The 26005-nt window shown below is 47.6% G+C and carries 20 protein-coding genes; 12 read left to right on the top strand and 8 right to left on the bottom strand.

Features of this window, described 5'->3' with window-relative positions; all coding sequences use genetic code 11:
- The first annotated feature begins 37 nt into the window (after positions 1-37).
- The 3 genes from MKX40_RS28810 (at position 38) to MKX40_RS28800 (ending at position 5270) form a co-directional block, all read left to right on the top strand.
- Positions 38-2350, top strand: a complete 2313-nt coding sequence (locus MKX40_RS28810) for an ATP-dependent DNA helicase (RefSeq protein WP_339238494.1) — start codon at positions 38-40, stop codon at positions 2348-2350.
- Between the two features lie 200 nt (positions 2351-2550).
- The gene (locus tag MKX40_RS28805) at positions 2551-4032 is read left to right on the top strand and encodes an alpha-amylase (protein WP_339238492.1); all 1482 of its coding nucleotides are present in this window, start codon (positions 2551-2553) and stop codon (positions 4030-4032) included.
- A 605-nt stretch (positions 4033-4637) separates the two neighbouring features.
- Positions 4638-5270 (top strand): hypothetical protein, encoded by a 633-nt coding sequence (locus tag MKX40_RS28800; RefSeq protein ID WP_339238490.1) that lies wholly within the window; start codon positions 4638-4640, stop codon positions 5268-5270.
- Positions 5271-5349: 79 nt separating this feature from the next.
- Here MKX40_RS28800 and MKX40_RS28795 read toward each other — a convergent pair whose 3' ends face one another.
- Positions 5350-5628: a hypothetical protein gene (locus tag MKX40_RS28795; protein WP_339238488.1), complete on the bottom strand. Its 279-nt coding sequence runs from the start codon at positions 5626-5628 to the stop codon at positions 5350-5352.
- A 64-nt stretch (positions 5629-5692) separates the two neighbouring features.
- Positions 5693-6436 (bottom strand): MBL fold metallo-hydrolase, encoded by a 744-nt coding sequence (locus tag MKX40_RS28790; protein WP_339238486.1) that lies wholly within the window; start codon positions 6434-6436, stop codon positions 5693-5695.
- A 203-nt stretch (positions 6437-6639) separates the two neighbouring features.
- Here MKX40_RS28790 and uxaC point away from each other — a divergent pair, with 203 nt between their 5' ends.
- The 4 genes from uxaC (at position 6640) to MKX40_RS28770 (ending at position 12628) form a co-directional block, all read left to right on the top strand.
- Entirely contained in the window at positions 6640-8082 is a 1443-nt protein-coding gene (uxaC, locus tag MKX40_RS28785; protein WP_339238484.1) for a glucuronate isomerase, read from the top strand.
- 402 nt (positions 8083-8484) lie between these two features.
- Positions 8485-9027 carry a MarR family transcriptional regulator gene (locus tag MKX40_RS28780; protein ID WP_339238482.1) on the top strand — a complete coding sequence of 181 codons (543 nt, stop codon included), beginning with the start codon at positions 8485-8487 and terminating at the stop codon, positions 9025-9027.
- Positions 9024-10751: an ABC transporter ATP-binding protein gene (locus tag MKX40_RS28775; RefSeq protein ID WP_339238480.1), complete on the top strand. Its 1728-nt coding sequence runs from the start codon at positions 9024-9026 to the stop codon at positions 10749-10751. The genes MKX40_RS28780 and MKX40_RS28775 overlap by 4 nt, the downstream gene beginning before the upstream one ends.
- On the top strand, positions 10748-12628 hold the full coding sequence (locus tag MKX40_RS28770) for an ABC transporter ATP-binding protein (RefSeq protein ID WP_339238478.1): 1881 nt from the start codon (positions 10748-10750) through the stop codon (positions 12626-12628). Before MKX40_RS28775 ends, MKX40_RS28770 begins: the two co-directional genes overlap by 4 nt.
- 101 nt (positions 12629-12729) lie before the next feature.
- Here MKX40_RS28770 and MKX40_RS28765 read toward each other — a convergent pair whose 3' ends face one another.
- A complete protein-coding gene (locus MKX40_RS28765; RefSeq protein WP_339238476.1) occupies positions 12730-13323 on the bottom strand; it encodes a hypothetical protein in 594 nt (197 codons plus the stop codon).
- A 332-nt stretch (positions 13324-13655) separates the two neighbouring features.
- Here MKX40_RS28765 and MKX40_RS28760 point away from each other — a divergent pair, with 332 nt between their 5' ends.
- The gene (locus MKX40_RS28760; protein ID WP_339238474.1) at positions 13656-14552 is read left to right on the top strand and encodes a YegS/Rv2252/BmrU family lipid kinase; all 897 of its coding nucleotides are present in this window, start codon (positions 13656-13658) and stop codon (positions 14550-14552) included.
- A 39-nt stretch (positions 14553-14591) separates the two neighbouring features.
- Here the strand turns inward: MKX40_RS28760 and MKX40_RS28755 are convergent, their stop codons facing one another.
- Entirely contained in the window at positions 14592-15182 is a 591-nt protein-coding gene (locus MKX40_RS28755) for a GNAT family protein (RefSeq protein WP_339238472.1), read from the bottom strand.
- Positions 15183-15344: 162 nt separating this feature from the next.
- Here MKX40_RS28755 and MKX40_RS28750 point away from each other — a divergent pair, with 162 nt between their 5' ends.
- Positions 15345-16814, top strand: a complete 1470-nt coding sequence (locus MKX40_RS28750) for a PLP-dependent aminotransferase family protein (RefSeq protein WP_339238470.1) — start codon at positions 15345-15347, stop codon at positions 16812-16814.
- Here MKX40_RS28750 and MKX40_RS28745 read toward each other — a convergent pair.
- Positions 16811-17437, bottom strand: a complete 627-nt coding sequence (locus tag MKX40_RS28745) for a TetR/AcrR family transcriptional regulator (RefSeq protein ID WP_339238468.1) — start codon at positions 17435-17437, stop codon at positions 16811-16813. The genes MKX40_RS28750 and MKX40_RS28745 overlap by 4 nt on opposite strands.
- Before the next feature lie 176 nt (positions 17438-17613).
- Between MKX40_RS28745 and MKX40_RS28740 the strand changes: the two genes are divergently transcribed.
- Positions 17614-19845, top strand: a complete 2232-nt coding sequence (locus MKX40_RS28740; RefSeq protein ID WP_339238466.1) for an MMPL family transporter — start codon at positions 17614-17616, stop codon at positions 19843-19845.
- A gap of 274 nt (positions 19846-20119) precedes the next feature.
- Complete coding sequence (locus tag MKX40_RS28735; protein WP_127548851.1) at positions 20120-21073, top strand: nucleoside hydrolase; 954 nt, start codon at positions 20120-20122, stop codon at positions 21071-21073.
- A gap of 141 nt (positions 21074-21214) precedes the next feature.
- Here MKX40_RS28735 and MKX40_RS28730 read toward each other — a convergent pair whose 3' ends face one another.
- From MKX40_RS28730 to MKX40_RS28720, 3 genes are all read right to left on the bottom strand, one after another.
- Positions 21215-22933: a methyl-accepting chemotaxis protein gene (locus MKX40_RS28730; protein WP_339238464.1), complete on the bottom strand. Its 1719-nt coding sequence runs from the start codon at positions 22931-22933 to the stop codon at positions 21215-21217.
- A gap of 270 nt (positions 22934-23203) precedes the next feature.
- Complete coding sequence (locus MKX40_RS28725; protein ID WP_339238462.1) at positions 23204-23950, bottom strand: DUF3105 domain-containing protein; 747 nt, start codon at positions 23948-23950, stop codon at positions 23204-23206.
- Between the two features lie 262 nt (positions 23951-24212).
- Positions 24213-25130, bottom strand: a complete 918-nt coding sequence (locus MKX40_RS28720; RefSeq protein WP_339238460.1) for a zinc ribbon domain-containing protein — start codon at positions 25128-25130, stop codon at positions 24213-24215.
- 374 nt (positions 25131-25504) lie between these two features.
- Between MKX40_RS28720 and MKX40_RS28715 the strand changes: the two genes are divergently transcribed.
- Positions 25505-25849, top strand: coding sequence for a Na-translocating system protein MpsC family protein (locus MKX40_RS28715; protein ID WP_017691786.1), 345 nt, complete (start codon positions 25505-25507; stop codon positions 25847-25849).
- Positions 25850-26005 lie beyond the last annotated feature (156 nt).

Raw genomic sequence — 26005 nt, 5'->3', positions numbered from 1 at the left:
ATAAAGTATAATCACTACAAACAGAACGGGTGATCGTATGACAACAACAATTCGGATATCGGTAAGACCTTTGGTGGAGTATGTGTACCGCAGTGGCAGCATACGTCCGGGGTTCCGGACCAATGCCTCGATGCAGGAGGGGACTCGAATCCACCAACGTGTCCAGAAGGAGTATACCGAAGAGGATCTGAAAGAGATTGTGCTCGAAACTGAGATTCAACACGGGGATCTGACCTATGTGGTGGAAGGGCGCTGTGATGGCCTGATTCGGTTGGAGGGTCAATTGACGGTGGATGAGATCAAATCAACTGCGGGCAATCTGGATGATCTGGGAGAGGGTCTTCCAGTGCACTGGGCACAGGCCATGATGTATGCCTATATGTACGCTGTTCAGCATGATGAACCACGTATGCAAGTGCAGTTGACGTATGTGCATTCGGTAACCCATGAAGAAAGACGGTTTCGCCGAATGGCAGAAAGGCAGGAGCTGGAGCAGTTTGCAGCAGAAGTGATTGCCGGTTATGCGCCATATGCAGAGATGATTGCTGCATATGAAGAAAAGCGTGATATCAGTGTGCGAGAGTTGCCGTTTCCTTTTCGCAAATACCGGGAGGGGCAGCGGAAGTTGGCTGGAGCCGTGTACAAGACGATCCGTGAGGGTCAGGGATTGATGGCCAAAGCACCAACAGGTATTGGCAAAACCATGTCCGTGCTGTTCCCCACGGTCAAAGCGATTGGCGAAGGCGAAGCGAACCGATTGTTCTATCTGACCGCGAGGACGACGACACGGGTGGCGGCAGAAGAAGCTTTTGCCCGGATGCAATCGGAAGGATTGAAGATGCATGTGATCAGTCTGACCGCGAAGGACAAGATCTGTTTCAAGGAAGAGGAAGCTTGTGATACGGGGCAGTGTGGCATGTGCGAAGGATATTATGACCGTATTAATGGAGCCGTGCTGGACATGCTGGAACATGAGACGTTAATGACACGCCCGGTTATTGAGCAGTATGCGCGCAAACATCGGGTGTGTCCGTTTGAATTCTCACTGGATGCGGCGTATGCGGCCGATGCGGTGATCTGCGATTATAACTATATTTTTGATCCGCGGATATCTTTGAAAAGAATGTTGGAGGAGCAGAAACGCAAGACGGTGATACTGGTGGATGAGGCTCATAATCTGGTCGATCGTGGTCGAACGATGTTTTCCGCGGAGCTGGAGAAGGCAGTGTTCCTGGATGTGAAAAGGGAGTTCCAGTCGCTGGACAGCAGTGTGCCTGCTGCCAAAGCTATTGTTGACTACACCGGGGCCATTGATAAGTATCTGATTACCCTTCGCCAAAATGGTGGAGATGAGGGGAAAATCATTCAACAGGAGGCCCCGGAGGAACTGATTGAACGGTTGGAGCCTTTTGTCATGGTTGCGGAGCAATGTCTTGTTGAAGGTGGTTCGGGCAATGCCGAGACGGATCAGCTGCTGCTGGATGCTTACTTCACGGCACAGAATTTTTTGCGTATTGCCAAGCTGTACGATGAACGTTTTATCACATATGCTGAGTGCGTTCGAAGTGAAGTGCGAGTGAAGTTATTCTGTCTCGATCCTTCAGTGTTGCTTCGTCAGACGGCCAAAGGCTTTCGCTCCCTCATTCATTTCTCGGCAACCTTGTCACCTCTTCGCTATTATCGGGATATGCTGGGTGCAGAGGAAGAAGATTATACGTTGCAGATTCCCTCACCCTTTCAGCGTGAACAGCTGGATGTGAGACTCATGCCCTTATCTGTTCGTTATAAAGACCGGGAACAATCCCGGCGCCCCATTGCGGAGATGCTGCAACAGCTGGTAAGTGAATGGCCGCGCAGTAATCTGATGGTGTTCTTCCCGTCGTATCCTTATATGCGCGAGATCTATGACACCTATGCACAGCTTGCAAGTGAAGCGGATACGGTCATACAGAAGCAGGGCATGAACGAACTGGAACGGGAGCAGTTTCTGGATGGATTCCAGCCGAATCCTGAACGAACACGACTGGTGTTTGCCGTTATGGGTGGTGTATTCTCGGAGGGTGTCGATCTGCCGGGAGACCGCTTGAATGGCGTTGTGGTGGTAGGTGCGGGGCTGCCGCAGATTGGTTTGGAGAACAACGTATTACGTGATTATTATGATCGTACAGGACGCAACGGATTTAATTACGCTTATATTTTCCCGGGGATGAACAAGGTGCTGCAGGCGGGTGGACGGCTGATTCGAACGGAAGAAGACAAGGGCGTGTTGGTGCTGGTCGACGATCGTTTTATCCAAGAACCGTACCGTTCCCTGCTGCCCGAGGAGTGGCGGGACTATAAACGAATCTGATATTGCATCTTCAGAGCAGTTCCAATGGAATCAGGCAAATGCGGAACCAAGGAGTTTAACATTTTTTTTCAAATTTCTTCCCTTACATGATTGAAGGGTAGGGTGAAAGGGTTATAACTTGGTTAGCAACGAACGAACAACGGCGATTACCCTATCCGTTCCGCGGTCCGCTTCGAAAGCAATCAAGGAGGTCGGTTATAATGAAGAGAAATCATACCATGATGCAGTTTTTTGAGTGGCACCTGGCTGCAGACGGAGATCATTGGAAGCGACTGGCTGAAATGGCCCCGGAACTGAAAGCCAAAGGTATTGACTCGGTATGGGTACCACCCGTAACCAAGGCAGTGTCAGCAGAAGATACAGGTTATGGTGTATATGATCTGTACGATCTGGGCGAATTTGATCAAAAGGGTACCGTGCGGACCAAATATGGCACCAAGCAGGAACTGGTGGAGGCCATTGCCGAGTGTCAGAAAAACGGAATTGCCGTCTATGTGGATCTGGTCATGAATCACAAGGCCGGAGCAGATGAGACGGAAGTCTTTAAAGTGATTGAGGTTGATCCCAATGATCGGACGAAGGAAATTTCTGAGCCGTTCGAAATTGAAGGCTGGACCAAATTCACATTTCCGGGTCGCGGCGATCAATACTCCTCCTTTAAGTGGAGCTCCGAACACTTCAACGGTACGGACTATGATGCCAAGGGAGAACGGAGCGGTGTATTCCGCATCGCAGGTGAGAACAAGAACTGGAATCAGAATGTCGATGATGAGTTTGGCAACTACGATTATCTGATGTTCGCCAACATAGATTATAACCATCCGGATGTGCGAAGCGAGATGATCGATTGGGGGAAATGGCTGATCGATACCCTCCAGTGTGGTGGGTTCCGGCTGGATGCCATTAAGCATATCAACCACGAATTCATTAAGGAGTTCGCAGCAGAGATGATCCGCAAGCGCGGTCAGGATTTCTACATCGTAGGTGAGTTCTGGAACTCGAATCTGGATGCATGTCGTGAATTCCTTGATACGGTTGACTACCAGATCGACCTGTTCGATGTGTCACTTCACTACAAATTGCATGAGGCTTCGCTTGCAGGCAGAGACTTTGATCTCTCCAAAATTTTTGATGACACCTTGGTCCAGACCCATCCTACCCATGCGGTAACCTTTGTAGATAACCATGACTCCCAACCCCATGAAGCATTGGAATCCTGGATTGGAGACTGGTTTAAGCCGAGTGCCTATGCGTTGACACTATTACGACGTGATGGATATCCGGTTGTATTTTACGGGGATTATTATGGTATTGGTGGTCCTGAACCTATGGATGGCAAAAAAGAAATTCTGGACATTCTGCTGTCTGCGCGCTGCAACAAGGCATATGGGGAGCAGGAAGACTACTTCGATCACGCCAATACGATTGGCTGGGTGCGTCGTGGCTTAGAGGAAATCGAAGGTTCCGGTTGTGCAGTCGTTATCTCCAACGGGGATGACGGTGAGAAAAGAATGTTCATCGGAGAGCATCGTGCTGGTGAAGTCTGGGTGGATCTGACGAACAGTTGTGAGGATCAGATCACCATCGAGGAAGACGGCTGGGCCACCTTCCATGTGTGCGGTGGAGGCGTCTCCGTATGGGCCCTGCCTGAACAGAATGAGGACTGCGCTGACGCTGAGTAACGGCGTATATCAGGCAATATATAAGAAAAGATGCACCGATGGATGATATGAATAATGGTGTATAGATCGATCGATAATCCACCTGAACAGGGGAGCAGGCACTCCTATGTTCAGGTGGTTTTTGCATTTTTCTATGGATGGCCAAAACTCCAACTCAACAGAACGCCTAACAAACTCAGCCCGCCTTATTTACACCAAATTAGCCTTATTGAACTCCTAACGAATCTCAGTAACCTTATTACTACCAAAAGTGATTTTAATAGCGCCAATTGGAGCAACATCATCAGATTAACGCGTTTGAGATTCGTTAGAATACTGATAACCTCAGATTTTGAATAATTAAGGCTTCTAAGATTCGTTAGCTAAACGTGGGTAAACGCTCATTATAGCCAAACGAATCACTGCTGCAAATATGAACGTGAAGTAAAAAGATGAAATGAAAACTTGAAGTCAAAAGGAAACGTTCGGTTTCATAACTTACTACATGGTACAATATTCCAAATATGGAGCGTTAGAATATCAAATGAGAAAAACAAATGTAAAAAAACAAATAAGACGTTGGATAAGCGATATTCATACAGAGGATTAGAGAAGGAGGGGATGGCATGAGCCCGAAAAGAGAGTTGAACCGTTTCTTCCCGTTGGTCATGTATCTATTAGTAATAGCCCTGTGTCTAGGAGCTTGCAGTTTGGGGACAAATCAGGGACCAGGGGGCGAACCGAAACGAACCGATAAATATACATATAACTCGGAGCGTAGAGATCTGAATGAGATGGTTATGAAGCGACCAGAAGCGTTTCAGGGGCATTCACCAGATAAGTATAATCTGACGGCAACAGTCGATGTGAGTCATGTATCCGGAGTTGACCGGATTTTTTATGAAATTTTGGTAAATGAGACTCGGGTGCCTATGGTGAATGTTATTCAATCCTTCACCCTCGCTCCCGAGATGATGAATCGAATGGATGCCGGAGAGTTATTTCATTCCAATGTGAGCAATACATACGAGGTAAGCCTGGAGCCGGATAAAGAACCACTTGGATTGGGTTTGGGCAGGAGTTATACTTTGAAGCCAAAGGTAGAAATCGACAGCAATATCATCCAGCGTTATGCAGATATGTATATCAAAATCTCCTATGGGCCAAATTATCAGCGAACCGAAGATTATTTTTATATCCAGGCCGAGCCGTCTCCGAGGACGATTGAATATATGAAGTCATGGGAGAAAGAAGAATAGAACAAGGCAGCACCCGGCAGTGCTCTATTAGGAACTTTAAGTAGGTACTGCCTGTTCATCAAACGGCATGATTAGGTTATTACTTTTCGAAATACTGGTTCATCGTATCCCACATTTGATTGAACTCACTTCGTTCCATTGAAAATGCTCCAGGCTTCTCAGGTTTATGATGAGAAGTTGGCTTAAAGTTTAAGTATTCATGGTGTGTAGTGCACTCATAGTTTTTGCTGTTAATAAGGAATTCAACTCTATCCTTAAAGGGTCTTTCCAGTAATTTAACCACCATGATGTCTCCACTACTGGTGCTTCTTGCAGGAGAATATATCAGAAAGTAACCTTGTTCAAATCGATATTCCATAGCAATGACCTCCATTAGAATATTGATCGAATACGATAATATCCGATACTCTCTCTCCGTTTACCTACTCCAACTCAAATGATTCCAGCGTGCCAACCATTCGCAGATCATGATCGAGGTTGAATTGTTCCCGTTTGTCCGCATCCGCGTACTCATCATGATAATGCATCAACACGGTTTTCTGTCTCACTTCGGCTGGCAGTTGCTCCAGTTCCTTCAATGAGGTATGAGATTTGATCACCAGATCATGCATATGACATTCATGGAAAATCAGCTGCACATCAGCGGCAACTTGCTCCACCCGTTCCTGGTTGAGTGTACTGTCTGCACTGTAATAGAAGTAAGGCTTGGCGATTAACCCATTGCTGACCATACCGGGAACATGCTGCGTCCGAAATGTCTCAAACGTCACACCGCCCAGTTCGAATGTGCCTCCATCTGGCAGGGGAACAACATCGTAGTAATCACTCATGGTACGTTCACCATCCGTTGTGTAGCGCATGCCGGGGGATAGTATGTTCCAGAGCGGATCTACCAATTGTTCGTGGATGAACAGACGGGGTTTGCGATCGCCCACGATCTGTGCGTAATAACCCAGCATCTGTACACCATTAATATGATCTTCGTGTAGATGTGAAATGAAAACATTGTGGATATCGGTCATGGGGAATCCATATTCCTTGAGTGCTTTGGCATTTGATTCCGGAAAATCAATGACTAGATGCGTGTCTTCGAATTCAGCCAACATACTATTGTGGTGCTGCTCCACGCTGAACATATCTCCTGTGCCGAGAAAAGTAATTTTCATTCAAATTCATCTCCTTGTGTGATCTTCAGATCAGCATCCTTGCGTTAAATCCAGTATACCTTGTTCCCGAATATATGCCTAAATCAACCTTTTTTGATAACGCTATCATTTTATATTGAACTTTGATGGCAAACAGTGTAGCGTAAAGATGGGAAGTGAACCCATATGAACGTAAACTCACCTAAAGGGAGCGTGCGAGGCGAATGAAATCTTTTCTGGATGAACAATTTTTGCTGCATAATGAAACGGCGGTCAAGTTATATGAGGATTATGCCAAAGACATGCCGATTATTGACTATCATTGCCACCTCAGTCCTCAGGAGATCTACGAGAACAAAACCTTTGGCAATCTTACGGAGGCCTGGTTATACGGTGATCACTATAAGTGGCGGCTCATGCGCGCGAACGGAATTGAAGAGCAATATGTGACTGGCGGCGAAGGCGTAACCGATTACGATCGTTTCCTTGCTTACGCCAAAACAGTACCCATGATGATTGGTAATCCGTTGTACGCCTGGTCTCACTTGGAATTACAGCGATATTTCGGCGTCTACGAAGTATTGAATGAGTCAAGCGCACCGGCCATCTGGGATAAAGTAAATGCCAAACTGAACAGTGACGGATTCGGTGCACGTGATCTGATTACCAAATCCAATGTCACTGTTGTGTGCACAACCGATGATCCTACCGATTCTCTGGAGTATCATCTAAAGATTCAGGAGATTGAAGGCTTTGATACGGCGGTATTGCCTTCTTTCCGCCCAGATAAAGGACTGGAATTGAACCGGGATACATTCACCGAATGGGTGGGCAAGCTGTCGCAGGCATCTGGCACTGCCATTTCAGATTATGAATCCTTCCTTACTGCGCTGGAGTCCCGGGTGGAATTCTTCCATTCCGTCGGTGGCAGAGTCTCTGACCATGCACTTGATTATGTTCCTTACGGTGTGGCTACGCGAGAAGAAGCGGGTGAGATTTTTGCGAAGGCACTTGCAGGTCAGAAGGTAACTCGTGAGGAAGAGGACAAGTATAAGACGGTCACATTGACGTTCCTCGGCAAACTGTATGCAGAGCGCGGTTGGGTGATGCAGTTCCACATTAATGCAGCCCGTAACAACAACACACGGATGTTTGCCAAGCTTGGGCCGGATACCGGTTATGACGCCGTGAATGATACACCACTGTCATCAGCAATGATTGGATTGCTCGATGCGTTAGAACAGCAGCAGGCGTTACCCAAAACGATTCTGTATTCCTTAAATCCAAGGGATAATGAAGTTCTTGCAGCGATCATCGGCAGTTTCCAGGGCGGTGGTATTCCAGGCAAAATCCAGCTTGGTGCAGCATGGTGGTTCAATGATACGAAGGACGGCATGCTCGCCCAGATGAAGGCACTTGCGAATGTGGGTCTGCTCAGCCGATTTGTCGGTATGCTGACTGATTCACGCAGCTTCCTGTCGTACACACGGCATGAGTATTTCCGCCGCCTGGTCTGCAATCTCATTGGTGAATGGGCTGAACAGGGCGAAGCACCGCAGGATATGGAGCTGCTCGGTCAGATCGTACAGGGCATCGCCTACAACAATGCAAAAGAGTATTTCCCATTTGCTTCCGTGCTTAAAACGGTTTCGGCGTCACAGTCGTGATAGGTGATGCGTGATGCTCAACAAGTTCATCTAATTTTGCAATAAGAGAGGCTACCTTGTTTCTTCATTCCATATGTATAACAATGCTCCCATTAAGTACACCGGGTATTCATCTACCGGAGTATTGGATGGGAGCTTTTTTGAGTTTCCTTCCTGATATTGCGCACAATAACTATAGCCAGCTCCAATGACGGCAAAATGACAAAGCCCATAACGAAGCGGTTATAAGCGTTTAGTATGGGTTACTCTTGGTTATTTTTAGTTGTTTGACTTTCGCTTCCTGCGATAATATACTTAGTACACCTAATTAATTGCATATCTATTTAATTGCGATGCTATTTAATAGGTGTCCTATGATATTGGATATCTATGCATTAATAAAGAAAGAGGGAGGAATCCAATATGACTGGTATAGATCCGGTCGCTCAGAAGCTTTTATACTCCATCATGCAGTTTAATAAAGGCAAGTGGAGGCAAAATAAACCTCATGGGCGCAATCATAATGAAATTATGGTGCTTGCTTGTTTGCTGCATGGTACGCATCCAGGAGAACGTCTGGACTGGCGGGATAATCCGCCAGATTTTGAGAGAGAACTGAATGAGAGTCGCCCAGGACTTAAAGTATCGGAAATCAGTGCGTTACTGCGGGTGAAATCACCAACAATAACCCCGGTTATTCGTGGGCTTGAGGATGAAGGGCTTGTCGAACGGACCATGGACCCGACGGATCGCCGTGCTGTGCGTATCACCATTACAGAGGCAGGGCGGAACATTATTCGGGCGGCACATGAGGAGCGCATGCAAACGTTCAACCAGCTCGTCGAGCATTTGGGTGAGGAAGAAAGCATTCAATTGACGGAGTTGTTGACCAAGGTTTATACCTTTTTTGATACAGTGGTTTTCCAACAGACGGAGACGTCCACACAAGGAGATGATACGCCATGATGAAACTGTTTCGCATGCTGAAGCCTTATCGAATACCGATTATCTTCATTCTGGTATTGGTACTGTTTCAGTCGCTTGCCGAATTGTACCTGCCTACGTTAATGGCGGATATCGTGAATTTCGGCATCATTAAGGGAGATGTCCCTTATATTTGGCAGATTGGTGGATGGATGTTGGTCATTGCGATTGGCGGAACAGCGTGTTCAGTGATCGCCAGTTACCTCTCCTCCCGCACTGCGGGTGGATTTGCCAAACAACTTCGCAGCAGAGTATTCCGCCATGTGGAGAACTTCTCGCTCCAGGAGTTCGATAAGATGGGTACGGCTTCCCTGATTACGCGTACGACGAATGATATCACGCAGGTACAGAACGTACTTACGATGATGCTGCGCATGATGATTATGGCTCCATTGATGTGTATCGGTGGTATCTTCATGGCGGTCTCGCAGGACGCCAAATTATCTACGATCTTCCTGGTCGTGCTGCCTGTACTGGGCGGAGCCATTGCGCTGATTGGTTCCAAGGGATTGCCTTTGTTCAAAACCATTCAGAAAAAGCTGGACCGACTCAACCTGGTGTTGCGTGAGCAGTTAACAGGGATTCGTGTCGTGCGTTCCTTTAACCGTGGTGAGCATGAGCGCGTGCGCTTTAACGGGGCCAACACGGAACTGAGGGATTCTTCGATTAAAGTTAATGTGCTCATGGCGACCATCATGCCTGTTATGATGCTGGTTATGAACTTTTCGATGATTGCCATTCTTTATTTTGGTGGAATGCGGATTGACAGCGGCAATATGAACATCGGTGCATTAATTGCCTTCATTCAATATGCCATGCAAATCATGTTCTCACTGATTATGGTTTCCATGATCTTTGTCATGATTCCAAGAGCTTCAGCATCGGCAGAACGGATTAACGAAGTACTTGATATGCAGCCGGATCTTAGCAATCCCGAGCAGCCTCGTGGCATGAAATCCATGCAGGGGATGATTGAGTTTGACCATGTAACTTTCCGTTATCCGGGCGCAGAGAATCCAGCGTTGTCCGATATATCCTTCACAGCTCGTTCAGGTGAGACAACAGCCATTATTGGGGGTACGGGTTCCGGGAAATCGACATTGCTCAGTCTTATTCCACGATTCTATGATGTGACTGAAGGCAGCGTTCGGGTCAATGGTACGGATGTGCGGGAACTTCGGCAGGAAGATTTGCGTGCCAAAATTGGCTTTGTGCCACAAAAGGCAGTCCTCTTCACGGGTACAATTACGGACAATATCCGTCACGGGAAAGACGATGCCACAATGGATGAAGTTGTTCATGCGGCTCGTACGGCTCAGGCAGAGAACTTCATTACCGAGATGAAAGATGGATATGACAGCCTAATTGCACAAGGGGGTAACAACGTGTCTGGTGGACAAAAGCAACGTCTGTCCATCGCTCGCGCACTTGTTCGCCGTCCGGAAGTCTATATCTTTGATGACAGTTTCTCTGCGCTTGATTTCAAAACGGATGCTAAACTTCGTGCTGCGCTGAAGTCCGAAACGACAGAAGCGGCTGTGCTGATTGTTGCCCAACGCGTAAGTACAGTAATGGATGCCGATCGTATTCTGGTTATGGATGAGGGACGAATTGTCGGTTCAGGAACACATAAAGAGCTGCTGGAGCACAATGAAGTATATCGCGAAATTGTATCCTCCCAGCTGACTGAGGAGGAGATCGCATGAGTGATCATACAGAAAAACATAAAGCACCCCGTGTCTCTCGCGGACCGGGACCCGGTCCGGGTATGGGCATGCGACCTCCCGCTGAGAAAGCAAAAGATTTCAAAGGCACACTGCGGCGTTTGATTCGTTATCTCCAGCCCCACAGCTCTCGTCTACTTGGGGTGCTGGTTGCAGCCATTCTGAGTACCGTATTCAGTATCATCAGTCCTAAGATCATGGCCCAAGGTACGGATATTCTTAGTGAAGGCGCCATTGCCATCCTTCAGGGTGTGCAGGGAGCCGGGATTGATTTTCCTGCATTGATGAAAGTATTATACCTGCTTGGCGGGCTCTATCTGTTCAGTGCTGCATTCATGTATATTCAGCAATACCTGATGGCTGGTGTAGCCCAACGTGTTGTCTATGACATGCGTGAGCAGATCAGTGCGAAGGTTGGACGCCTTCCTTTGAAATATTTCGACTCCCGCACGACTGGGGAGACACTGAGCCGTGCCACGAATGACGTGGACAATATCAGTAATACCCTTCAGCAAAGTTTGGCACAGTTCATTACGTCCATCGTCACGATTGTCGGCGTAATTATCATGATGCTGACGATTAGTCCATGGATGACCTTGATCACGATTTTGACACTGCCACTCAGTGTCGTTGTTGTTATGCTGGTCGCTTCCCGTTCGCAAAAACACTTTGCAGGCCAACAGAAGTCCCTCGGGGAACTGAATGGTCATGTCGAAGAGATGTACACAGGACACAAGGTTGTCAAAGCATTTGGACGCGAAGAACAATCGGTACAGCAATTCGAGAAGGTCAATGAAGAGTTGTATGAATCCGGCTGGAAAGCCCAGTTTATCTCCGGTATTATTATGCCGCTCATGAGTTTTGTCGGTAACCTGGGGTATGTACTGATCTGTGTGGTCGGTGGGATCTTTGTTACTCGCGGATCTATCTCCATCGGGGATATTCTGGCCTTTACACAGTACTCCCGTCAATTCACACAACCGATTAACCAGATTGCTAATATCTCTAATATCATTCAATCGACGATTGCATCGGCAGAACGGGTATTTGAGTTGCTGGATGAAGAGGAAGAAGTTCCGGAGTCCAAACAACCCGTGCAATTACAGCAGCCTAGAGGCGCGGTTACATTCCAAGGTGTTAATTTTGGATATAAAGAAAATGAACTGCTCATTCATAACATGAACATTGATGTAAAACCGGGACAGACCGTAGCCATTGTTGGACCAACGGGAGCCGGTAAAACGACCCTGATCAACCTGTTAATGCGTTTCTACGAAATTCAGGATGGTCGGATTACGATTGACGGTGCCGACATTAAGGACATGGAGCGTGGCAAGCTGCGCAGTCTGTTCGGTATGGTGCTTCAGGATACCTGGTTGTTCAACGGAACGATTCGGGACAACATCGCCTATGGTCGAGAAGGTTCAACGGAAGAGGATGTCATCAAGGCAGCCGTTGCGGCACATGCGGATCACTTTATTCGTACATTGCCTGATGGATATGACACGGTGCTGAATGAAGAGGCGTCGAACATCTCTCAAGGGCAGAAACAGTTGCTGACCATTGCAAGAGCGATTCTGGCGAACCCGGCCATCCTCATTCTGGATGAAGCGACGAGCAGCGTGGATACACGGACTGAAGTATTCATTCAGAAAGCCATGAATGATCTGATGAAGGATCGCACGAGCTTTGTCATTGCACACCGTTTGTCCACCATTCGCGGCGCCGATCTGATCCTGGTTATGGATCATGGTAACGTGATTGAGCAGGGCAATCATGAGGAATTAATGGCGAGTCAAGGTTTCTACGCGGATCTGTACAATAGTCAGTTTGCGGAGCAGCAACCGCAGGCGATTTGATGAAAATGTAAATAACAAGAATAGCCGGGAGCCCCTATTAGGGGTTCCTGGCTATTTATCGTGTATCCAGAGGAGTGACATTAGGATATGGATCGTTTTAGTTACTGATCCTTAGACTCCTTAGCAGGTTCATCTGCGCCGTTGCTAGAGATCGACCTCGCTTCTATCTTCATGTCGTCATTGTTAGCTTCCTCCAGTGCAGACGGAGCGGGTTCACCCGGGATCAATTCGCGCTGCTCAATCATGCGTTTGACGACTTCATAACAGTCATCGACATGTTTGTTACCCACATATCGCATAGCTGTGAAGCTGAGTGCAGCAGCCAGTCCCTGTCCAGCAAATGGGACAAATTTGGCAACGGACTTAGTAGCTACGCGTACGCCAACTCTTTTTAAAACCTGGACAACCAGTTCTTTCGTCACCATACGTCCGATGACTTTGCTTCCGATGGACATGACGAATCCATAGATCATGGATTTGGTCTCGGGGTCCATGCCGTCCAGCTGTTTTTGTGATAATCCGAATTTATTGTTAATGGCAGGCAACAGCTGCATCAGCATCCCCACATCAGCCAGCACGTCTGTACCGGGCAGCGGAACGAGTGTTGTACCGGCAGATGCGGTAGCTCTTTTGCGAACCATGGTACGGCATTCCTTGCGAACTTGCTCCAATTGTTCCAACGTTGCCGGAATCATAGGGAATCCCTCCATTCGTATATGGTATAGATATAACCGTTTTGAATCGTTTTGAATGGGTTCTCACCAGCAAAATTTGCAGCCTTATGACATAAGGTGCGGAGAAACCCTTTTTCTCATGCATACATCTGGTTAACCAAGGAAATGGTTTGTAAGATCAACGAGTTATCTAAATAGTTGAATTTATATAGCTATTACGAATGAATGAGGATTAGGATGCATATCTGATCGGGGAACCTATTTGGAATGATGAGTGCTTAGCGCAGGGATTGTTTATGGATTCAACCTTCTTGGGTAAAGGTTAACAAGCATTAGAATGGAGGAAGAGAAGGATGGAGTTTAACAAAGCATTGTTAATTCATCATCATCATTCAGGCAAGGCCAATCGTGAGAATACAGTGGGTCTCGTGGTTGGTGTGCTGGCCCCCGCTGTCTATGAACTCGTCATTATGCGTACCGATGAACCCGGCGAAGGAGAGAAGTTGTGTCGTGAACGCGGTGAACAATTCGATGTGGTGTTTATTCTGGGTGGGGATGGCACGGTGCATGAATGCGTGAATGGACTGGCTGATCTGCAGCATCCTCCGTTGATTGGCATATTGCCTGGAGGCACATGTAATGACTTTGCGCGTTCGCTCGGCATTTCACCCGACGCAGAGACTGCTGCACAAGAAATGCTCGCAGGTCGGGTAGTATCTATTGATGTTGGACGAGCCAATGATCGGGTGTTCACGAACTTTTTTGGTATTGGCTTGATCAGTGATGCATCGCAGAATATTAACGAGAATCTGAAAGGCACGCTGGGTAAGCTTAGTTATTTTATCAGCACGCTGCAGACGATTAGTCATACGGAGCCGTTTCATTATCAATTGGAGGCAGATGGGAAAGAGATGGAAGGCGACGCGGTGATGATCTATGCAGCCAATGGCCGTTTTCTGGGAACAAATGCATTACCCTTTGCACCGGATGCGTTGCAGGATGGCGAGCTGGACGTGCTCATTATTCATGAGACAGGCATCCCGCTGCTGCGAGAGATCCTGTCACATAAGCCCGAGGGAGATTGGCAACCCCAGAGTGAGAGCATTTCATACTTCAAGGCATCTACACTAAAAGTGAACACAGATACGCCGATGTCAGCTGACACGGATGGCGAATTGTATATGAAGACACCCGCCGAGCTATCGGTGCTGACGGGCCATCTGAAGTTTCTAACCGGGGAGGTGTACTAAATCCCCGGTTTTTTTGTCTCATTTTGGCTGAACGGAAACTTAATTATTCCCTGCCTGTCCTTTCATATGACGTTGCCTGAACTCCTCCTCCAGCATGCTCATCTGAATGGCATCATGATATTGGTGATTATAGAACAAGACATCCCGCTTCACACCCTCGCGCTGGAATCCGAGTTTCTCATACGTGCGGATAGCTCTCTCGTTGAAGGCGTACACTTCAAGTTCGATTCGATGCAGGTTACAGATACCGAAGCCGTAGTCCAGCATAAGCAGTAACGCCTCGCTGCCGTAGCCTTTTCCTTGATGCTCCGCCTGATCGATGGCTACACGAATATGTGCACTGCGATTCTTGGCATGCATATCCATCAGGACGACATCTCCGATGATCTGGTCATTTTCCTGTAAAGCAATAAGTAGCATGAGTCTGGAATCATCCTGTGCTGCGTTTTCAACATAACGTTCAACCTGAGCGCGTGTGAAACTATTCTGTGTTCCTGTCAGCCTGCGCATCTCAGTGTAAAACAGACCGGAGAAGTAAGCATCCACATCTGTAATCTCGAAAGGACGCAGGTATATGCGCTTTGTTTCCAGCAGACGGGGGATGCGTGGGGATGGTTTTGAATGTGACATAAGTTGTTCCTCCTATAGTTCAAGGCTTTCGAAAAGAGTAAGAATGCCCTGCCTCTTAAAATTGGTATTACATATTGATAATGACAAGAGTATATCCCAATACTGTATACTTCCAAATATACAGTTTGATTAAATTTCACAGGACAGATGAGGTGCAGCAGGATGATTCAATTACCAAAGCTGGATGAGAACGATAGTGCGCCAATCTATGTACAACTTTCAGATCATATCAAAAGAGAGATCATTCACGGGGAATGGGCTGAACATAGCCGATTGCCGTCGGTGCGAAAGCTTGCCGAGATGCTTGGGTTAAGCACCACACCGGTGGAATGGGCTTATCAACAATTGATCGCCGAAGGATATATATACAGTCAGCCACGTCGTGGCTATCGCGTTCGTGCCATGGTGAACAGCTACCATGGCATGCAGATCGGGAAAACAGATACACAGTTAACCGAGCAGGCTCCCGCAACTCAAACGGTAGGGTCAGATCAGCAGGGCATACGCCCTGCCCGAGCCGTTCAATATGATTTTCATATGTCACGTAATGATTTCAGCCTGTTTCCAATTGCGAAATGGCACCAATATGTTAATCGAATCTGGCGGGAAGAAGCAAAAGAGCTATTGTTCTATGGAGAACCACAGGGAGAATGGGGGTTACGATGTGAAATTGCTGTCTATCTTGCGCAGTTCAGGGGAGTCAGCTGTTCTCCTGAGCAGATTGTTGTAGGTGCTGAACAGCATCTGCTAATGTCTCTATTGGCACAGACCTTGCTTCACAAGGGAGAATCAACCCAATCCATCGGTGTAGAGAATCCTGGATACCGGCTATTACCTGGTACATTCCAAAATTATGGTTATCAGGTTGTTCCGATCTCACTAGACCATGAGGGCATAAACTTGATGGAGCTGGAAAAGGCCGGAGTTAAATTGGTAGGTGTGTCACCCTCTCACCAATTTCCGCTAGGTATGACCATGCCGATTACACGCAGATTAGCATTGCTGGATTGGGCAGAACGAACAAAGGCATACATTATCGAGGATGATTACGATGGGGAGTTCCGGTATTATGGACGGCCAATTCCTTCCATGCAGGGTCTGCGTGAGGGAAGTCGCGTGATCTATATGGGTGGTTTCTCGCAAGTACTCGCACCTGCTTTTTGTGTACATTACATGGTACTTCCCAGAGAATTGCTAGATGATTTTCAAGAAATGTATAAGACGATCCTGTTCGAACAGTCGGCTTCCCGGCTTCATCAGAGAACATTGGAGATGTTCATGCGTGAAGGGGAGCTGGGCAAGCATATTCGTAAGATGCGTAATGTCTACAAACGAAAACATGACCTGATTATTCAGGCCATTCAATTACATTTCGGAGATCGGGTTGATATAAGGGGCCAAGATTCCGGATTTCATCTGGTTCTGCGAATGGCAACCACATCGTCAGCCAAAGAATTGGTGACCGCAGCGATTAATGCAGGGATACAGATCAGTTCAACGGAATATTTGTGGGCGAACGGGAGCGTACCAACAGACGGCAAAAGAGAGTTCATTATCGGTTTTGCCGGAATAGAACCGGAGCACATTGCCCCGGGTATTGCCGCATTGGCCCAAATCTGGGGCGATCTTTAGTCCTGCTTAACCGCTCCATCCAGAAACAGGGCAACAAGTTCCCGTGCGAGTTCCTTAATGCTGCCGCCATTCATGTTGCGCACATCTTCGCGGTTCGCGAGCATGAGCAGTGACGTAAATGCATGAGCAAGCAACATGGGATTGGCGACCCGCAAATAGCCGTTATCCATCTCCTGCTGGAAGTGGGTCGCAAGCACTTCAAAGATACGAACCTCGGCTTCTCGAATCTGGCTGAGTTGCTCCGTATTCAGATGCTTCTCGGCTTCTCGCATCATGGTCTCGGTTTCAATATGGGAGTGTTGCATCTTCGCTTCTGCAACCTTGATTAGCCGCTCTTGTAGTGTGCCAGGTTCATCCAAGCGGAGTGAAGTCTGCTGCATACTCATTGCCATCATGCGTGTAATGGCAACGGTGAACAGATCGGCTTTGCTGGTGAAGTGATAATAGATCGATGCTTTGGTTACATTACATAATGAAGCAATCTGTTGAAGAGAGACGGGTTCATACCCATATTCCATAAACAGACGTGAAGCTGTCATCAATATGTTGGTTTGTACAGATGCTTGATCGGCACCCGTTTTGGGTCTGCCCGGAGACCGGGGAATGTTTGTTTTTTTGCTCATAATCACTGACCTCTTTACGTATTTAATTGCTAGTTTAGCAAGTTCACAAATTAGGCATTGCAAAATTAACCTTCCGGTATATATAATTAAGTCGATTATACTATGACCCGTGGTTCATTACTACATCATCACATAAATAGGGCTTCATAGAAACAGAATAGGGAGATGAAGAGACAATGCAGGAAGGTTCGGGTTATGGTCGCTGGGTTGCTGGCAAACGAAGCAAATGGATTACACTGTTGGTATGGATCATTATCGCCGTTGTGCTTGGCATGGTATGGCCTGCTGTAGGTGATCGTGAAACTAATAACGCGCAGGATCTGAGTGAGTCCAAACCATCGGTTCAGGCAGCTGCACTTGCCGAGAAGGAATTCCCTGGTGGTGAAGGATTGCCCGCGCTGATCGTATGGCGTCAAGCCGGTGGTTTGACGGATGAGCAGATTGAGAACATTCAGGCATTAACGGAACGACTGGATCAAGATCCGGTAGAACAGCAGCAGTCCGTTGTGCCACTCTATCAATTGCCGCCACAGGCGTTGAAAGGTCAGCTTTCGGAAGACGGAAGCACCCTGGTTATGCCGCTTTTCTTCAATGAAGGTGCCGATGCAGAACAATTAGAGCAAGGCATTGAAGCACTTGAGCAAAAAACACAAGACATCTTCGGGGCAAACCCGTTCGATGTGGCTATAGATGATACCAATACACTGATTGCCCGTGTGACCGGGCCCGTAGGGATATCCATTGATGCGAGCGGACTGTTTTCCTCCGCCGATGTATCCTTGTTGATCGCTACGGTTGTACTGGTATTGGTGTTGCTGCTATTGATCTATCGCTCACCGGTACTCGCGATTATCCCAATTATTGCGGTTGGATTCGCGTATATGGTGACCAGTCCGATACTCGGATTCATGGCGGATCAAGGCTGGATTACGGTGGACGCACAGTCCATCTCGATCATGACTGTATTGTTATTTGGAGCAGGAACGGATTACTGCCTGTTTATGATCTCCAGATACCGCCAGATTCTCTATCATGAGCCGGACAAAAAGAAAGCCATTTTCCAGGCCATTACCGGATCTTCCGGCGCTATTGCCATGAGTGGATTCACGGTCGTTGCAGCACTGCTGGTGCTATTGCTGGCTGAATATGGGGCATATCATCGTTTTGCCGTACCATTCAGTCTGTCCATCTTTATTATGTTTATAGCAAGTCTGACACTGGTTCCGGCACTTCTCGCGATCTTCGGCCGGGGTTCATTCTACCCGTTCGTACCGCGTACTCATGAGATGGAAGTGGAACGAGCCAAGAAAAAAGGCAAGCCGGCTCCTGCTCCACGCAAAGTGAAGGAAAGCTGGATTGGCCGTACGGTGGTCACTAAACCTTGGGCAGTGCTTGCAATTACCGTGGTACTGCTGGGAGGACTGGCAGCATTCTCAACTCAGGTTAAATTCACATATGATCTGTTGTCTTCGTTCCCGGAGGATGTACCTTCCCGCGAAGGTTTCACGGTCATTGGTGAACAGTTCTCCCAAGGCGAGCTGGCTCCGGTAAAAGTGATTGTAGATTCAGGTGGCAAAGAAACCGATCTGAAGCAGCGTCTCGAATCACTGGACTACATTAGCAAAGTAGGCGATGCCCAACAGGGTGCCGAGAACGCCAACATTACCGCCTTTGATGTGGAATTCGATCTGAATCCATACTCCATGGAGGCGATGCAGCATATTCCAGATCTGCGGGCTACTGCGGAACAGGCGCTTCAAGATGCCGGTGTAACCAATGCGGACAGTCAGGTCTGGATTGATGGTCAGACAGCAGAGCAGTATGACATTGAAGTGGCTGGAGAACGGGATGCCAAGATCATTATTCCGGTGGTCATCGGCATGATTACACTATTGCTGCTATTATACTTGCGTTCTGTTGTAGCTACGGCGTATCTGATTGCAACGGTTGTTCTGTCGTATTTCTCTGCACTGGGTCTGGGTTGGATCATCATTCACTATGGCCTTGGCGCAGATGCTATCCAAGGCGCGATTCCGCTGTATTCCTTCGTATTCCTGGTGGCATTGGGTGAAGACTACAACATCTTCATGATCTCCAGCATCTGGCAGAAACGCAAAACGATGCCGCTTCGTCAAGCTATCAGAGAAGGTGTTGGCGAGACAAGTTCGGTTATTACATCTGCAGGTCTGATCTTGGCAGGAACGTTTGCGGTACTTGCTACATTGCCAATTCAGGTGTTGGTACAGTTTGGTATTATAACGGCTGTTGGTGTGTTGTTGGATACATTCCTAGTACGTCCGTTCATGGTTCCGGCAATCACCACATTGCTGGGCAAATGGGCCTTCTGGCCAGGCAAGTATGTACCGATTGCCGAGAAGAATGAAGAGAAACAGAACCAGTCCGTGTAATGCATGGATGGGTAGTATGGACGGCGGGGCCTCAAGCCTGCTGTCCATTTCTTTTTGCATAACAATGGCACAGAATTGAGTTGAACGGGTCTGCTCCTGAGATGGAATGGTAGAACTGTAAAATATCCGCAGGATGAGGCGTGATCCTTGTTTTCTTTGCGTAGGGAAGGTTTACGTAGACAAGGGTTATGGGACATAATAGAGGAAGCGTCGGCTTAGGGCAGACGGATGAATCAACATCAATGGGACAACCAGGGGAAGGATGAAAGCAAGCATGACGAACCAACTTAATGTGTATTTTAACCATGACGGCGGCGTGGATGACCTCGTATCGCTGTTCATGCTTCTGCAAATGGACAATGTACATGTAACCGGTGTATCGGTTATTCCGGCAGACGGATATCTGGAGCCAGCAACAGATGCCAGCCGTAAAATTATCGATCGTTTCGGTACATATTCCGTAGAGGTATCCAAATCCAACTCCAGAGGAAAAAATCCATTTCCTGCGGCGTGGAGACTGCATTCCTTCTATGTAGATGCACTTCCTGTACTGAACGAGTCCGGCAAAATGGAAGCACCACTCTCTGCTATTCCTGCACACCAGCATCTGATCGAGAAAGTGCGTAACACCGAAGGCAAAACATTGCTCCTGTTCACAGGACCACTGACAGACCTTGCGCGTGCACTGGACGAAGCACCAGACATTGAAGAGAAAATCGACAAGCTCGTATGGATGGGCGGCACATTCGAGCGTGGTAACGTAGAAGAGCCCGAGCATGACGGCACAGCGGAATGGAACGTATTCTGGGACCCGGAAGCGGCTTACCGTGTATGGCAGAGCGGCATCCAGATCGATCTGGTTGCACTCGAAAGCACCAACAAAGTACCTCTGACTCCAGCCGTTCGTAACCGTTGGGCAGCAGAGCGTCGCTTCGAAGGTGTAGATTTCCTGGGGAACTGTTACGCAGGTTGTCCGCCACTGGTGTACAGTGAGACAAATTCCACATATTATCTGTGGGATGTGCTGACAACGGCTTCCGTTGGACGCGAGGACATCGTGAAGAAGAAAACGGTCAACTGTATTGTTATTCCGGATGGTCCTAGCCAAGGCCGCACAGTGGAGCAAGCAGACGGACGCCCAGTACAGCTGGTGTATGATACCGATCCGGAAGCGTTCTTTACGTACATGACGGATTTGGGTAAAAAAGCTGCTCCGCAGCGCTACTAATTCAGGCAGCCTTAGGGCTCGCCATCCTTAAAGGTACAACAAAAACAAAGCCGCAGGCAGTGTCTGGAAATGGGGTTGACCCCATAATCCCGTCCCTGCCGTGCGGCTTTTTTGCTGTGGACTATATCTAACAATCTACCGCTATATTTTAAATCGACTAATTAGCCCGTTCAGTTCACTGGAAAGTACCCGGAGGGATTCAGCGGATGCACTCATCTCATCCATGGATTGCAGCTGGCTTCCGGTAGCGTGTGACACCTGTTGGATACTGGAAGAGGATTCGCGCGAGATATGCTCCATATCCTCCACGGAAGCGGACACTTCCTCTGCGCTGGCAGACAGCTGCTCGGATGCTGCGGATACTTCGTGCAGACGTTCATTCATCGTCTCAATTCCGGTATGAATGGATGTGAACGAACGACCTGCTTCCTGTACAACAGCGAGACCGGACTGTACGGCAGATGTGCTTGCTGACATATGTTCTGACAACAGGGAAGTCTGACGTGTCATTTCGGCGATCAGTTCGGTGACATGCTGGGACGATTGCTCTGATTCCCCCGCAAGCTTGCGAACCTCTGAGGCAACCACTGCAAACCCGCTGCCATACTCTCCTGCACGAGCCGCTTCAATACTCGCATTAAGGGCGAGCAGATTGGTCTGTGAAGCGATACCCTTCATTAGATGTGCAACCGACTCAATTTTATCAGAGTACTGCTCTAGCTGAGAGGTGGAGGCCACCATCTGCACATTCGCTTGATGAATTTTGTCCATGCTGTCTATTGCCGTATTGATGTTGGCTTGACCTTGCACCGCATTATTGGTCGTCTCCTGTGAGACATCCGCGACCATAGAAGAAGAGTTCGCAATATGCTGCATGCTGCGCGTGATCTCTTCCATGGCAACGGTGACTTCGCCTGCTCGTGCCACCTGTTCGGCAGCTCCACTGGCTGTATGATGAGTATGCTCGGCAATACGCTGACTCGCTTCGGCAGTAGCCTGCGAGTGTTTCGATACACCCTCTGCGGCTTGCAGCAGAGAATCGGAACTTTGACGGATGCCCGTCATAACATCACGGGTACCTGTGACCAGATGTTTGAATTCGGAAGCCAGTTGTCCGACTTCATCCTTTCGTCCAAGTTCGACATTGACGGTCAGGTCGCCTTTTCCCACTTCGGTAATCAACTTCTTCAGCTTCACCAACGGGCGGGTCAAGTAGTGTGCGAATCCATACACCAACAAGACACTGAGCAGCACAATAACGAGCGCTGTCCAGATCATGGTCATACGGTTGCGAGACATCAGTTCATAGACCGCAGTGGAATCCAGATCCGCACCGACTAACCCCAACACTTTTCCGTCAGCCCCATGGATGGGCACATACGCTGTAATGGTAGCTCCATAGTCATCCTGGGTGAGCTCGCCTCGAATAGGTTCATTCTGCTCAAAAGCCTGTAACATACCCGCGTAAGGGGTCTCTTCTGCGGAACCGTAAGGGGAGAAGTCGTCCTCTGCCACATCGGCAGCGGCCCCATCTACAACATAGAAATATGTATTAGTTCCATTTTCTTCGCGTGTACCCAGTGTATACAGATACTTGAGCCCATTGGCCTCGCGCAGTTGACTGAGCTGCTCACGCAATGTGCCATAATACGCTGTCTTGTTCTGTCCGGTACTGAGTGGTGCATACAGAGAAGTATCAATTAATGCAGCTGCCCTTTCAGCCACAGCCTGTGCCTGCATCCCCATGGATTGTTCGACCAGTTGAGCCGATGAACGATACATGGTAATGCCAAGAACCGCACCCGCGGCCAGCATCAGACAGGAAAAAAATAAAAAGATCCTCATAAACAAACTGTTCATTGGTAAAAGTGTTCCCCCTTGATCTGTTGGATGAATCGTCTCTTTGTCTCTTTAGATGGTGTTTGTCGCTTCTTTGGTTCGTATGTATTGTATATCAAATATACAGTTTTCTACTTGAAATATCGGCATCCGGGCGATAAAGAATTAGCCCCCAAGTCAATTTTGATCCGGGAGCTAATTACGTTTTAATATTATATTGACCATGTACATTATTGGTACAAGCTTCATGGTTACGACTTGATGCCTTCACATGACTAAGTGATTACGCCATTACATTGTTCCGCCGCCCTGGCGAACAGAGGCAGGAATTTTTTCCGGTCCCTGATTAATATATTTATTGATAAAAGTACCCACTTTGGCATCGTCGAATTGGTCGAGTTTCATCGTTTTGGTCCATGCGGTCACCACGACTTCACTGCCTTCGGGAATATCCTTGTTGGGTACAGCCAGAATACCTGCTCCGGCTTCGCGGAATTTAGCGAGGTATTTCAGATGTTCCTTCAAATCCTCGCTTGCGTTCTCACGATAATAGATGATGATATCCCCGTGTTCCAGATTGTGTACCAGGTAATTATAGCCCGGGAAGTCGGTGTAAAATCCAAACTTGATATCATGCGGATTATGCGGCCCGGATGTTGGAATTGTCATCTCATACTGGATAGGGTCCTCCGTATGGTCAGCCCCATAATATTTATCGTCTGTCACGTCGATTGTCGCGTTGGATTCCAGATCGGCTACATTATATGTTTTACCTGCTCCTTGCATGAAGAACAGGCCAAACGTAATAATCGACACAGCCATCATTACATGTGCAGACAGCCGAAGGGATCGACTTTTTTTCTGAATGTCCGCCCGTTCTTTCTTTTTCATGTGGCCCAGGATTTTGCCCTGTGTGCGTGATGCCCAGATATAGGCGGCGATGGAGAACAGTAACACAATTACACCAACGATGAGCCACAGGTAGGATGTACCTGCCTCATGCTCCATTTGCATATGATTCATATTGGTCATGTCCATAGAGAGTTCCTCTGCTTTCTTTGTAAAATGAGTGAATATAACACTACACAATGTAGTGTTCATAACAACGATGAATCCTTTCATTACGTAACGGGGAGTTGCTGGATTGGTTTATTACGTCAATAAGAACATACCTGTTGCACTACACATTATAGTGTATGATACATGCACAGTGCAATGCTGCCTTGGAAAACAAAAAAAGGCGCTCCCCACGTGAGCAGGGAGCGCCTCAATACAATTTTACGGATAACGGGGATAATGTTTACAGACGACCAAACGGCGACAGCATCAATCCGATCAGTCCCATAATAACCTCACCCAACAATCGATACAGAATAAAGAATACGACCACATTGGCGATGAGTACGCTGTACATACTGTCGATGGCCGCTTTGGTACGATTCAGTGGATAGTGGAATAGCACCGAGTTCAGAGCGACAAATATGATGATGTACGAGATCACAAGCAAGGCGATCGCGATGGAATACGAGATGATAATAAACAGATTCGCCAGAACAAGGGATACGACAGCAGGAACAAGCAATGTACCGAACTGGGCAACCAATGTTTTGGGACGGAAGGTTATTTTTTCAATTTTCAGAATAGCGTACATCAGTGCAATTGAGGCAATCAGGATAATGACGGTGAACAATAGCGGCCTTACAAATCCACCAATGAACAAGCCGTCCATGCCTATGCGACTAAAGGTAATTAAGAAGTATGTAGAAGATAGGACTGCAATCAGCGCCATCGTTAGCCATCCGTTTAGTGAATGCTGGTCGCCAACGGTTTTCATCGTCTGATAAGGACGAGCTAATACACTGAGGAAATAGGATAGATACTGTTTGCTTACTTCTTTGGCTTGCTGAACTTTCTCATTCTGCACGATATTATTCCACTGATTGGAGCTGTTGTCTCCTGCAGAAGCATGATCATTGGTGCCTGTTGATTCTGTTGTCTGTTGTTTCTGAGTAGAGACGGATGTTGTGTTCGGTCGAACGGGTGTCTCGGAAGATGTGTTCTGCGTACTGGACCAGCGAGTATATTCAGGTTCTGAAGCAGCAGCAGATTCCGGGTTCTTTACAAGAGAGGGTGAAGAGTTAGTTTGCGTTAGATTAGATCCGCACCTCTCGCAAAACTGGGCATCTCCATTTTCGTGGTTACATACTGGACATTGCATGGTATAAGCCTCCAATTTCTAGAAAATAAAAGCATGTTAACATTGTGTCTCATTTTAACGGTTGTTGACGAAGTTTGTCTATGTTTCGCAGGAATTAATACCCTTTTAAGGAAAGTTGAAACGAAGACTCGAACACGGTGTATTAAAACGTAGTTTAGAAGTAACAATAGTATAGGACTTACATGCAGGCATATTAATGTAAATTTACTGCGGTTTAAGACGAATTTTTTTTGGAGGCAAATATCTTATCGTTCGCTTCTGTGTGTAATTTACATGTTAAGTATATCTTTTGGGTTGCTCATTTCAGAAGATTTATGTATAATCAATCGTGTTAACACGTCGAATGTACGGTAGTAAGAGATGTGGGTGAGTTCATGGAACTACTGGACAGCAATGAGAGCAAGAAGAAGATGTGCCAGTATTATAACGAAATCTCGAAGGAACTGTTCGGATTTGGCACCACTCTCCTGAGAGTGACCATTGACCAGAACATTGTGACCTTCTACGCGAAGCACCGACGTTCACCGCGCTCTGACGCCCTGGAAGGGGAGGCCCCCGGCTTAAAGCTGGAAGTGGACTTCCGCATGTCTGTCTTATATAAGAAGAAATTCCGGGAGAAGCTCGAGCAACACATGGGTTTGCCAATTGAAGCTATATTGCGGGATTATGATGCGTCCACCCAGTGGGCGATCACGAATGTGATTCTGGAACAGGCCTAGGATGGATCGGCAGGATAGATTCTTGTTGAAGCATACGAAGGTTATGGCCCGGATCCATGATCAGGTTCCGTACAATTTCATATGATGGCGTCTGTCTTCGGATTGATTCTGAAGCAGAAACCGATGATGTACCGGCAGCGGGTGTCGCTTTCCTTT

The sequence above is a fragment of the Paenibacillus sp. FSL R5-0517 genome (assembly GCF_037974355.1).
Taxonomy (GTDB): Bacteria; Bacillota; Bacilli; order Paenibacillales; family Paenibacillaceae; genus Paenibacillus.
Note: the sequence above shows the minus strand (reverse complement) of the source record. Positions and strands in the feature narration are given on the sequence as shown.